Below are 12,177 nucleotides of genomic sequence, written 5' to 3' on the forward strand. Positions count from 1 at the left end.
TAGTATAGAAATTAATAAATGAGGAATACACGCTTGAGAATATTTGCATGGGGTAGATATCAAGATTACTATAAATAAAATCAAAGGATTCAAAAATTTTGAAATAAGGGGATTTATTGAAGTACTAACATGTGGTATTTTAGTAAGTTCCCTTTTCAAATTAAGGATGTAAACGTATAATAGTATTGCAAAAATATTTTATAAAAGATATACTATATCTATGCAAAATTTAGGATTAATAAAGGCTAGGAGGACATAGAATGACTAATGTATTAGATGTTTTATTAGAGCGTGGATACATAAAACAATTCACTCATGAACAAGAAACTAGAGAGTTACTAGAAAAAGAAAAGGTGACTTTTTATATAGGATTTGACCCAACAGCAGATAGCTTACATGTTGGTCACTTTATTGCAATGATGTTTATGGCACATATGCAAAGAGCAGGACATAGACCTATAGCATTACTTGGTGGTGGAACTGCAATGGTTGGAGATCCAAGTGGTAAGACAGATATGAGACAAATGCTTACTAAGGATCAAATACAGCATAATGTTGATTCAATAAAGAAGCAAATGGAGAGATTCATTGACTTTACTGATGACAAAGCTCTTATAGTAAACAATGGAGATTGGTTATTAGATCTTAACTACATTAACTTCTTAAGAGAGGTTGGGGCACACTTTACTGTAAATAAGATGCTTTCAGCTGAGTGTTTTAAGAAGAGACTTGCAACAGATAATGGTCTTTCATTCTTAGAGTTTAATTATATGTTAATGCAAGGATATGATTTCTTTGTACTTAATGAAAAGTATAATTGTAAGATGGAGCTAGGTGGAGACGACCAATGGTCAAATATGATTGCTGGTGTTGATTTAGTTAGAAAGAAATCAAGACAAAATGTATTTGCAATGACATGCTCATTATTAACAAATAGTCAAGGTGAAAAGATGGGTAAAACTGTTGGAGGAGCTCTATGGCTTGATCCAAATAGAGTATCACCATTTGATTTCTATCAATACTGGAGAAATGTTGCTGATGCAGATGTTGAAAAATGCTTAAAGTTATTAACTTTTGTTCCTATGGATGAAGTTAGAAGACTTAGCGCATTAGAAGGATCTGAAATAAATGAAGCTAAAAAAGTTTTAGCTTATGAAGTAACAGCATTAGTTCACGGTGATGAAGAAGCTAAGAAGGCACAAGAAGCTTCAGAAGCTTTATTTGCTGGTGGAAATGATATGACTAATGTTCCTACTGAAAAGATAGCAAAAGACATGATAGGTGGAGCATTATTAGATGCATTAGTTGCTGTTAATATATTCCCTTCAAAAGCTGAAGGAAAGAGATTAATGAAGCAAGGTGGAGTTTCAATTAATGATGAGAAGGTTACTGATTTCATGAGAACTTTAGAAGAAAGTGATTTCAGTGAAGGTTCAGCTCTAGTTAAAAGAGGAAAGAAAAAGTTCTACAAACTAATAGTAGAGTAAAACATGGAAAAAGACTACTAATATTACGGTAAATGTGAAAGCTCTACAAACCATAGTAGAACTTTTATAGACTTAGAATATGCAAAAAGCCTGAAAATATGAAGGTTAACATTAGAAATTCTTATCGGAATTTTCAAAGTTACCGGAATATTTTCAGGGTTTTTTTATATAGATGTTATATAGTTTTTTACTTTATTTATAACGTCGTCATTTTCTCCTACATATACGACAATGTCATGTTCGTTTATTGTAAAGTAAGGACCGGGAGACAAGAATAATTGATCATCTCTTTTAATTCCAATTATTGTTGCACCAGTATTATGCCAAAAATTTAATTCGCCTAAGCTTTTACCAATTATTAAACTGTTTGGTTGTACTAAACTTTCATAAGGAACAATAAGTCCAACATTTCTAAGTTGAGTAGCAAATTCAATTAAATTTTGTATGTTACTTTCTAAGTTTTTTTCTAAAACTTTTTTTTCATTAAGTAAATTATAAATGTCTTCTTTTATATTAGTGAATTCACTTTTAGTTCTGAATTTCTTTAAAAATTCATTAGCATTTTCTTTGCTTAAAATTCGTATTCCACTTTTTTCTTCCACTACTACAACATTCATATCTTTTAGCAAAGCTATTGATCTACGTATTGTTTCAGGAGAAACGTTGTAAAGGCTTACAAGCGTAGAACGTCCAGAAAGCTTTTCACCCTCAAGAAAATCTCCGTTTACTATTCTTGAAGCAATGTCCATTGCTATCTTTAAGTATGCTGGAGTTGTTGTTTTTCTAGCCATATTTGATCACTCCCATCAGTGAATAATTGTACCATAAATAACATAAATATAGTAGATAGATTACAAATATAATATTACTAATAATTATTTATTTTTAATAGTAACGAATTAAAGTTGATTACATATAATATAATAGAAGTAAAATATTTACAAATGCAAACTTATATGTTAATATTAAGTTGTCAGAATAAAACGGCTTATTATTTTTTTAAAAAAACTAGCAACTTGTAAATTATGAAAAGTTGTCAAAAGGAGGCCTATTATAATGAATAAAATAAAAAGTAGATTTAAAAGCAATGTCACGTATTATTTAACGATAGCGGTATCACTTAGTATATTTATTTTTGGAGTATTCTTCACGGAAAATTTTAAAAATGTATTTAATAAGGCATATTATTTTGTAACGAGTAATTTCTCGTGGTATTTTATGATTCTTATGGCATTTTTCTTTCTGTTTAGTATATACCTTCTATGCAGTAAGTATAAAAATGTTAAATTAGGTGATGATGATTCTAAACCAGAATTCTCTAATATATCATGGTTCGCTATGCTATTTAGTGCTGGAATTGGTATAGGATTAGTATTTTGGGGAGTAGCTGAACCTTTAACTCACTATCTTAATCCATTGGGAATGGAAGGTGGAACGAAAGAGGCAGCAGCATTTGCATTTAGAAAGTCATGGTTACACTGGGGAATCTCAGCATGGGCTTGTTATGCATTATTAGCGTTAATAATTGGATATATGCACTTTAGAAAGAAAAAACCAATACTTTTAAGTTCAGTATTAATTCCTGTAATTGGAGAAAAAAATGCTAAAGGCTTTATTGGGAAGACTGTTGATATATTAACTATTTTCGTAACAATAGCAGGTATTATAACTTCACTTGGAATGGGAACATTACAAATTAATAGTGGACTTAATTATATGTTTGGAGTTCCGGAAACAAAATTAGTACAAATAGTTATAATTGCAGTAATTACAGTTCTATTCTTAATATCAGCCACAACTGGAGTTAAGAAGGGGATAAAGATACTTTCTAATTTAAATTTAGGAGTAGCAATTTTACTTTTTGTCGGAGCTTTTATAATTGTTCCTAAAGTGGATCTATTTAATAATACAGCAGTTGGACTCGTACAATATGCACAAGCTTTAGTTGTAGATAAGTTTAACATATTTGCAAAAGGAGATTGGTATTCGACTTGGACAATCTTTTATTGGGCTTGGTGGATTGCATGGGCACCATTTGTTGCTATATTTATAGCAAGGGTATCAAAGGGAAGAACAATAAAAGAATTTATTAGGGGAGTTCTATTAATACCAGCAGGATTCTGTATGCTTTGGTTTGTTGTATTTGGAACATTAGGTACAGCCCTTCCAGTTGATATTGGAGCACAAGCTATACAGAAAACTGAAACAGCATTATTTGTTATATTTAATCAGTATCCTATGGGTAAGATATTAAGTATAATTGCAGTAATATTACTTTTTACATTCTTTATTACAAGTGCAGATTCAGCAACATATGTATTAAGCGTAATTGCAAGTGATGGAAAACTTAACCCTAAGAACTCTAGGAAAGTAATACTTGGATTAATACAAAGTTTGCTTACAGTAGCATTTTTATTTGCAGGTGGATTTGATATGATTCAAAGGTCAACTATTGTTATGGCACTCCCCTTTGGAGTTATTATAGTTCTTAGCGTATTAGCATTTGTTAAAGTGATTAGAAAAGAAGATGTACATGCTGTAAATGATGCATTTAATAAAGAAAAAATTAGAGATGAAGAAGCGAAAGAAATGAAGGCTAGATATAAAGTGCCAAAAGGAGCAAGTACTATTACAAATCAAAGATAAATATATTTTAGTTAATTAAACCCTCTGTTATATTATTTAACATAGGGTTTATAATATTATTTTTTAAGATTATAAATTTATTTAATGGAAATCATTAATGGTATGATGATATAATGATAAACATAATAAAACTATATGAGAACATAGAGAAAGGTGATAAGAAAATGGCGTTATATGCGATATCAGATTTGCATTTAGCTTTAAGTGGAGATAAACCGATGGATATTTTCGGCAGTCATTGGAGTAAGCATGATGAAAAGATAAAAGAAAATTGGTTATCTAAAATAAAAGATGAAGACATTGTTTTAATAGCTGGGGATATTTCATGGGCTATGAAGTCAGGGGAAAGTGAAGAAGATCTTAAGTGGATAGAAAATCTTCCTGGAAGAAAAATTATTTCAAAAGGAAATCATGATTATTGGTGGGGTAGTATAGTTAAGTTAAACAGTATGTTTGAAAAAACTAAATTCCTTCAAAATAATTTTTATGAATATGGTGATTATGCTATTTGTGGAACGAGAGGTTGGATGTGCGAAGGAACTGATAGATTCACAGAGCATGATGAAAAAATATATTCAAGGGAAGCTATAAGACTTAGACTTTCTTTAGATGAAGCAAAGAAAAATGGATTTTCAAAGTTTATAGTTATGCTTCATTATCCACCAACAAATGAAAAATTTATGGATTCAGTTTTTACAAAAATTTGTGAAGAATATGGAGTAGAGAAAGTTATATATGGGCATCTTCATGGAAATTGCATAAATAGAGTATTAGAGGGTGAGAGAAATGGAGTTACATATATAATGACTGCTGCAGATTTCTTAAACTTTGATCCAAAGCTAATAATGGAATAATATACTAAGTATTTATAAGATAATAAAAGTCTAAAAAGGTGAGTAAACTACATCTTTTTAGACCTTTTTATATTAATACTTTAAAATTAAGGAGTTTTTAGAGATTTTACTATAGAAGATATATTACTGCTTAAAGTATCTATTGAAGCTGTTTGAAGGTCTGTAGTTGCAGATATTTCTTGTGCTAAAGCGGTGTACTCTTCAGTTAATGACTTAGCCTCATTTATATAGGTTGATACTTCCTCGGTTTTATTTGAAGTTTTAACTATATTTGATAAACATTCATCAATATCATTAGAAACTATATTAATTGAATCTTGAATTTGATGAAATGTTTCTTTTGTAGTTACAATAGTTGATTTTTGAGTTTCTATAGCAGTAGTCCCTGTATTCATTACTCTTGAAGCAGATAAAATTTCTTCTTTAATTTCTTCTAATATAGCAGTAATACTTTGAACTGCCTTCTTTGAATTTTCGGCAAGTTTTCTAACTTCTCCAGCAACAACTGAGAAACCTTTTCCAGCTTCTCCAGCTCTTGCAGCTTCTATTGCTGCATTTAATGATAAGAGATTAGTTTGACTTGCAATTTGATTTATTGAAACTGTTATAGTATTTACAGAGTCTAGCTTATCAACAAGATCATTTACAGTTTTGCTTGAAGTAGAAAAAGCATTTTCTAGTTCATTTAATGATGCATCTAGTTGAGTTATTGAGCTTAAACCTGTATTAGCTACTTTATTTGTATCAAGAATTTTTGATTGAGTATCTGATACTATAAGAGCAAGGTTGTCCATTGATTTATTAAAGTCTTTTAAAACGTGAGCTGCTGAACTTATTTCACGACTTTGGTTCACTGTTGCATCGCTTAAAATTTCTAAAGATAAACTAATTTCCTTAGCAGAAAGAGAAAGTTCATCACTAGTATCATTTAATCCGTTTATTTCTTCGATTACTATAGATGGAATAAATGAGTTATTATTTTTAACATAAGTATCTATCACACTTTTAGGTTGTTTTTCAGTCATCTTTGTTTTGGAAGAAAAAAATCCCACAATACCCCTCCTGGACTATATTTTTACATTATTATACCATATTATTTCATAAAAGATAATATATTTATAAACTATAAAAAGTAGGAAAAATAAAGGTAATTTAGAAATACGGCGATAAATACATTACAGAAGGTAAAGTTTTTGGTATAATATTGATAGTAGAAGCAATAGCAATAATAATAGGGTGGTTACTTATGGCAATAAATGATTGGAAAAGTTTTTTAATGCCTTATGAGCAGGCAGTAGATGAACTAAAAGTTAAATTAAGAAGTATTAGAAAAGAATATAGAAAGAAAAAAGAATATTCTCCAATTGAATTTGTTACTGGAAGAGTTAAAGAAGTATCTAGTATATTAGAGAAATCTAATAAATTTGGTATTCCAGTTGATAGAATTAGATTTGAAATGGAAGATATAGCTGGTATAAGGGTTATGTGCCAGTTTGTTGATGACATAGATACTGTTGTTGAACTTTTACGTAGTAGATGTGATATGAAAGTATTATATGAAAAGGACTATGTAAGAGGGGTAAAATCAAGTGGATACAGAAGTTATCACATGATAATAAAGTATACTGTAAATATGGTTGAAGGCCCTATAGAAATATTAGCTGAATTTCAAATAAGAACGTTAGCTATGAATTTCTGGGCAACTATAGAACATTCACTTAATTATAAATATAAGCAACAGATACCAGTTGAACTTAAGCAGAAACTAAAAAGTGCAGCAGATGCAGCATTCCAGTTAGATGAAGAGATGCTTGAAATAAAAGATGAGATAAAAGATGCTCAAAAGTTATTTGAAGTAAAATCAGCAATTATATCAGATGTGATGAATCAAATTTTAGTACTTATTTCACTTGGTAAGATTCCAGAGGCAAGTAGATACGAAAAATCTCTTAATAAACTTATTGAAAACGGAGATGTTTGGGAGCTTAATAGTCTTCTTGATTCAATTAAAAAAGAAATTGATAAATATAAAGATTAGTTATTATAATTATAAAAAGAATTGATAGTTACTTAATGTAAATATCAATTCTTTTTTTATTATTAATCTTGAGTAAAATGATAAGAAATGATATAATTTCTATGTGATAACTAGTTGCTTATAATAATAATTATCCGATAGGTTCTTTGTTATTTATATAATAAAAAGTGGATAGTATATAACAATTAGTATGTATCCCATATAAATATATAATGTGAGAAATAATAAGATTACAAAATACATTAGTAAACATGAGGTGAATATATATGGTGGATGAGAAAAATATTATAAAAATGATAGAACAAAATCCAACTAGGATTGAAGAGATAGATAATCCAACAGAAGAAATGAAAATGGTAGCTATAAAGAAAAATGGGATGATGATTAAGTTTATAGAAAGCCCTTCAATAGAACTTCAAAAGATTGCAGTTAAAAATGATCCATTAGCAGTTCAATATATTGAAAATTTAGATGAAGAAATAGCAAGTCTTGCAGTTAAAATTCTTTGGAATTCCTTAAAATATATTAAAAATCCAAGCAGAAAAGTTATAAAAGAGGCTATAAATTCAAAAGGTTGGGCTATTCAGTATGTAGAAAATCAAGATGAAGAGTTAAATAGATTAGCAGTTTCTAATGATTATGATTCTATTAAGTATATTAAAGAGCCTAGCCGTGAAGTGCAAGTGATTGCTGTAACAAACTACTGGGGTGCAATAAAGTTTATTAGTGACCCTCATATAGAAGTTAAAAGGCTTGCAGTTTTAGAAGATGAGGAAGCAATTAACTATATTTCAACTTACGATTATGATGAAATGAAGATTTTTATTAATGACAATATAAATGTAGTTAAGTACTTATACGAAAGTATTGATCCGGAACTAGTTGTAGAAGTTTTAATTGATAAGTTAAATAAGGGCGATATGACTAGAGGATACATGAAAGATTTCTTAGACTTAGAAATTTTAGAAATGGATAAAATATCATTCATTAAAGAATATGGAGATAAGGAAACAAAGAAGCTTTTAGTTGATTGTAAGCTTTAGGGGAGGAGTTAGTATATTATGAGGTATTCAGATGTTTTAAGTGCAGTAGAGTTAGTTGTGGAAGCTAATGATGTGCCTTTAATTATAGGGGAAAGTGGAATTGGAAAAACTGCTTTAGTTAGAGATGTTGCAAAGAAGAAAGATTATACTCTTATAACAATAGATGCAAATCTTTTAAAAGAAGGAGAAATTGGTGGGTTGCCAACTGTGATTAATGGAAGAACTATATATGCAACTCATGAAAAACTTTCTAGAATTGAGGATTGTACAAGAAAAGGAGAAAGTGTATTACTTTTTATAGATGAGCTTAATAGATGTGAGCACGCAGTGCAGCAAGAACTTATGAATCTTATTTTAAATAGAGAAATAAATGGATTCTTTATTGATAATAATGTGAAAATAGTTGCTGCTATGAACCCTTCAAATAAATATGAAAATTATAGAGATAGCGAATATTCAGTTGTTGATATGGATCAAGCACAAGAGGATAGATTTGTGTGGCTTGATATGGAAGTTGATGTTAAAGAATGGATTAAGTGGGCAATGTCAGATGGAAACATTGATGAAGAGGTTATTGAATTTATAGGGATATTCCCAGAATATCTTCATAATCCAAACTCAAAAGAGAGCATTAAAGGAACGCCAAGAAGTTATGAGAGAGTATCAAAAGCTTACAGAATATATAAAAAGAATAAAGAAAAATATTCTTTTGAAGTATTTTTAAGCACTGTTAAAGGTAATCTTGGAGTTAGTATTTCAAATGATTTTACAAGCTTTATAAAAAATAAGAAAAAGCCAATGATTAAAGCTTCTGAGCTTTTCCAAAGTGAAGTTTTAAGTAGTAATTTAAAAGAGAGAATAAGTAGTGAAAATAATTCAAGATTATATATTTTAGCTAAAGGTGCATTAAATTATGTTCAAAATCTTAAAGAATTTACTTATGAATTAAGTGTAATTGGGGAACTTTTAAAGTATTATCCAAGAGATTTAAGACTTGGAATAATGAAGGAAATAAAATCTGAATGTAGAAGAGATGTTTATGAAAGACTTTTAGATGAAGATGAATTTTTAGAAGCATTTTTTACAATATATGAGTAGTCATATAGGAGGGAGTATATTATGGCAACAACTTTTGATGAAAAAAGAGATAGCTTATTAAAAGAAGCATTAACATTTAAAAGTGAAAGTGATGTATCATCAAAATTTTATAGACAATTTTTAGATTTAGTTGAAAATGTAATAATTGATCAAATGGATTTTGAAGACAGTTTCTTTGGTAATTTTATGCTTAAAATAGATAGAGAAATAAAGCTTGATATAACTCATCCTTTAGGAACTATTCCAACAATTAATGGGTTTAAAATGTTTTTTAATCCATTGCTATTTTTAAATAATAGCAAGAGGGAGATGGGAGCACTTTTTAAACATGAAATATATCATATAATGTTTAATCATTATGAGAGAGAAAAGGCACTTAAGAATGCTTACAGCAAGGAAGCTGTAAATGTTGCTATGGATATATCAATAAATCAATTTATAAAGCATCTTCCTATGGAATGTAAGAGACTTGAAAGCGTATCTATGGAATACAATGTTTCACTTAAAGAGGATATGCCTCTTGAGTATTATGCAAAAGAAATTGATAAATCTATAAAAAAGAGAGCTGAAAAATCTAACAATAAGAAAGATAGTGATAATGTTAAAAGAGAATATGATATTGAGAAGGCTCATGATATTTGGGAAAACATTAATTTAGATAAGGATAGAGTTCAAGACCTTACGAAAAAGACTGCAGTTAGTTCAGTTAAAGGAGATGCACCCAAATCAATTTTGGATGTAATTAAGGGATATCATGAGAAGGAAGAAGTTGATTGGGGAAACTATCTTAAAAGGCTCCTTCCAACAGTTAAAAGTGGATATAAGAAGACTATAGTTAGAAGAGATAGAAGACAGCCAAGCAGAATGGATATGAGAGGAAAGCTCCGTGATGCTGTGCCTGAAGTTATAGTAGCTATTGATATAAGTGCTAGTATGAGCGATTTGGAATTTAATAAAACTATGGTTGAAGTGCTTGCAATTACAAGGAATAGAGCTCATAACGTTAAAGTTATTGAATGTGATAATGAAGTTAGAAGGGTTTATGATATAAAAAGTCCTAAAGACATTAAAGAGAGAAGTAAAAAAAGTGGAGCTACTAAATTTTCACCTGTATTTTCTTATATAAAAGAAAACAGATTATCTGATAGAGTACTTATTTATTTTACTGATGGGGTAGGGGAAACAGAACTTGAAGTTAAGCCTACAGTTAGAAATATAATATGGGTATTAACAGATGAAGAGGAGCTTTCTTTAAGAGATAAATTTGGTACTATAAAGAAATTGAAAGGGAAGTTAAATAAAGGGGAAGGTGGTTCAGCAGCTCTTGATATGATTAGAGGTGTAATTCACGACTGGGCAAGATAAATATTGAAAAAAAATACAAAAATGTAATAAACAGATACATAAAAAATAATGGTGAAAAATTATATAATGTTAAATAAATGTTATCTAAATTCACAAATTGTTAAAAAAGATACCTTTTGTAGTAAAATTGTAACCTGTATGGTAAAATACTTATGATAAAGGGGGAGATGATATGCATAAGGTGTCTAAACAAAAAAGTTATTCTATTGCAATAATAGTAATTTTGCTAATAAGTTTATCAGTAAACGTTTTAATTTGTTTAAAAAATAAACAATATAGTCATAGAATTGGAGTTAATTCTTATAAGAATATTGAAATAATAAAACTTAAAAATGATAAAAATCTTGAAATTATTAATAAAGCTATAGAATCTTATAAAATTAGCAATGAAGAACTCTTAACTTTATATACTAATTACAGCGACATGTCAGATAGTGTAGTAGAACTTTGGGATGATTATAGTTTCTACAAAGAGAGTGATAAAGATATATTCAAAAATAAAAAGATCGATACGAGTACAGCACTTGATAATGATATATACACTAGAATTGAAAATTATTTAGGAAATACTTTAATGAATATAATGAGCACTGATAGTGATGATTTAAAAATAAAAGGTAAAGACTTAGAAGATTTTAAAGTAATGGAGTCTTTAGCTAGCAATATGAGTAAAATATTTAAAACATTAGATGATAAAGCATTAAGCGATGTTGAAAATAGTGATAAAGAAAAGGTTGTTATAAACAACAAATACTGGGTTGATGTTTTAAGAGAAATTAATAAAGTAAGTGGAAAATATATTGATTATGATTTCACTAAGGACGTAAAAAAAGTTACTACAATAATGTAGTAACTTTTTTTATTGTGATAAATGGTAGAGCACCATCGGTTTTAATACGGTCACCACCACCGTTACGGCTGTGGTAACTACTTGTGAAATGCTCTACTAAATTAAATTCTTCTATTGTATTGTTTGTCTCTAAAGAATGTATGACAAAGTCTCGTTCTTCATCAACATCTGCATCTATCTTGTGAGTTATTTGTCCTGTGAATAATGATAGTCCAACATTTTTATCGTATGTTGCAGAACCAAGCCAATCTGCTTTTGAGCCTCCTGGTAAGTTCCAATTTTCTGGAGTTTTCCATAAACGAATATGATGCCTTTTTCTAGGATTTCCTTTTATTTCTCTTTCAAAAGCAATATCTTGCTTTCTTGAAAATAAATATAATGAACTAACAGGTGCTGTAGAATAAGATTTAGAAAGTATGCATGCTAGACCTATTTTAATTGAAGATTTAAAATTAAGATCTTCAGCTACATTCCAGCCACTCATTTCAAAAGCTTTAATAATATCTTCACTATTACCATAGAAAGCTAAATTAATTGGATCACCAAGTAGTCCATCATTTGTTTTTGTTCTACCTATAAAGTAGTCTGGTATATAGAGTTTAGAAAGCAATCTATTTAAATAAGGTAATACTAAATAAGATATAAGAAACCAGACAAGTAGATAACTCATTATATGATATTTTTCAGTTAATATAGTTGAAAATAATGCTTTATATGATATATAAGCTAAAAATATTGTTAGTAAAAATTTTAATATTCTTATTATTAAATTTCTTTTATTTTCACGTAGTTTCAT

General features: G+C 29.0%; 11 protein-coding genes. 8 read left to right on the forward strand and 3 right to left on the reverse strand.

The window, feature by feature from the left end:
* The first annotated feature begins 260 nt into the window (after positions 1-260).
* Positions 261-1,487, forward strand: a complete 1,227-nt coding sequence (gene tyrS, locus RSF37_RS05060) for a tyrosine--tRNA ligase (protein ID WP_332563312.1) — start codon at positions 261-263, stop codon at positions 1,485-1,487.
* A 164-nt stretch (positions 1,488-1,651) separates the two neighbouring features.
* On the opposite strand, the gene RSF37_RS05065 is transcribed toward tyrS, so the two are convergent.
* Positions 1,652-2,278 (reverse strand): TrkA C-terminal domain-containing protein, encoded by a 627-nt coding sequence (locus tag RSF37_RS05065; RefSeq protein ID WP_332563313.1) that lies wholly within the window; start codon positions 2,276-2,278, stop codon positions 1,652-1,654.
* 274 nt (positions 2,279-2,552) lie between these two features.
* Here RSF37_RS05065 and RSF37_RS05070 point away from each other — a divergent pair, with 274 nt between their 5' ends.
* Together RSF37_RS05070 and RSF37_RS05075 are read left to right on the forward strand one after the other, a co-directional pair.
* On the forward strand, positions 2,553-4,133 hold the full coding sequence (locus tag RSF37_RS05070; RefSeq protein WP_442878523.1) for a BCCT family transporter: 1,581 nt from the start codon (positions 2,553-2,555) through the stop codon (positions 4,131-4,133).
* A 164-nt stretch (positions 4,134-4,297) separates the two neighbouring features.
* The gene (locus RSF37_RS05075; RefSeq protein WP_332563315.1) at positions 4,298-4,987 is read left to right on the forward strand and encodes a metallophosphoesterase; all 690 of its coding nucleotides are present in this window, start codon (positions 4,298-4,300) and stop codon (positions 4,985-4,987) included.
* Positions 4,988-5,073: 86 nt separating this feature from the next.
* On the opposite strand, the gene RSF37_RS05080 is transcribed toward RSF37_RS05075, so the two are convergent.
* Positions 5,074-6,039: a methyl-accepting chemotaxis protein gene (locus RSF37_RS05080; protein ID WP_332563316.1), complete on the reverse strand. Its 966-nt coding sequence runs from the start codon at positions 6,037-6,039 to the stop codon at positions 5,074-5,076.
* Between the two features lie 194 nt (positions 6,040-6,233).
* On the opposite strand from RSF37_RS05080, the gene RSF37_RS05085 reads away from it, so the two are divergent.
* The 5 genes from RSF37_RS05085 (at position 6,234) to RSF37_RS05105 (ending at position 11,381) form a co-directional block, all read left to right on the forward strand.
* Positions 6,234-7,025: a GTP pyrophosphokinase gene (locus tag RSF37_RS05085; RefSeq protein ID WP_332563317.1), complete on the forward strand. Its 792-nt coding sequence runs from the start codon at positions 6,234-6,236 to the stop codon at positions 7,023-7,025.
* Between the two features lie 266 nt (positions 7,026-7,291).
* A complete protein-coding gene (locus RSF37_RS05090; RefSeq protein WP_332563318.1) occupies positions 7,292-8,068 on the forward strand; it encodes a hypothetical protein in 777 nt (258 codons plus the stop codon).
* An 18-nt stretch (positions 8,069-8,086) separates the two neighbouring features.
* Complete coding sequence (locus RSF37_RS05095) at positions 8,087-9,166, forward strand: AAA family ATPase (RefSeq protein WP_332563319.1); 1,080 nt, start codon at positions 8,087-8,089, stop codon at positions 9,164-9,166.
* A 21-nt stretch (positions 9,167-9,187) separates the two neighbouring features.
* A complete protein-coding gene (locus tag RSF37_RS05100; protein ID WP_332563320.1) occupies positions 9,188-10,531 on the forward strand; it encodes a vWA domain-containing protein in 1,344 nt (447 codons plus the stop codon).
* Between the two features lie 172 nt (positions 10,532-10,703).
* On the forward strand, positions 10,704-11,381 hold the full coding sequence (locus tag RSF37_RS05105; protein WP_332563321.1) for a hypothetical protein: 678 nt from the start codon (positions 10,704-10,706) through the stop codon (positions 11,379-11,381).
* Here RSF37_RS05105 and RSF37_RS05110 read toward each other — a convergent pair.
* On the reverse strand, positions 11,368-12,177 hold the full coding sequence (locus tag RSF37_RS05110; protein ID WP_332563322.1) for an LssY C-terminal domain-containing protein: 810 nt from the start codon (positions 12,175-12,177) through the stop codon (positions 11,368-11,370). The genes RSF37_RS05105 and RSF37_RS05110 overlap by 14 nt on opposite strands.

This window comes from Clostridium sp., from assembly GCF_036643715.1.
Taxonomy (GTDB): Bacteria; Bacillota; Clostridia; order Clostridiales; family Clostridiaceae; genus Clostridium.

Bases quoted from the DNA above. Each gene is read 5' to 3' on its own strand.
- RSF37_RS05065 (WP_332563313.1), bottom strand. From the start codon at position 2,278: ATGGCTAGAAAAACAACAACTCCAGCATACTTAAAGATAGCAATGGAC.
- RSF37_RS05110 (WP_332563322.1), bottom strand. From the start codon at position 12,177: ATGAAACTACGTGAAAATAAAAGAAATTTAATAATAAGAATATTAAAA.
- RSF37_RS05075 (WP_332563315.1), top strand. From the start codon at position 4,298: ATGGCGTTATATGCGATATCAGATTTGCATTTAGCTTTAAGTGGAGAT.
- RSF37_RS05095 (WP_332563319.1), top strand. From the start codon at position 8,087: ATGAGGTATTCAGATGTTTTAAGTGCAGTAGAGTTAGTTGTGGAAGCT.
- RSF37_RS05090 (WP_332563318.1), top strand. From the start codon at position 7,292: ATGGTGGATGAGAAAAATATTATAAAAATGATAGAACAAAATCCAACT.
- RSF37_RS05100 (WP_332563320.1), top strand. From the start codon at position 9,188: ATGGCAACAACTTTTGATGAAAAAAGAGATAGCTTATTAAAAGAAGCA.
- RSF37_RS05105 (WP_332563321.1), top strand. From the start codon at position 10,704: ATGCATAAGGTGTCTAAACAAAAAAGTTATTCTATTGCAATAATAGTA.
- tyrS (WP_332563312.1), top strand. From the start codon at position 261: ATGACTAATGTATTAGATGTTTTATTAGAGCGTGGATACATAAAACAA.
- RSF37_RS05085 (WP_332563317.1), top strand. From the start codon at position 6,234: ATGGCAATAAATGATTGGAAAAGTTTTTTAATGCCTTATGAGCAGGCA.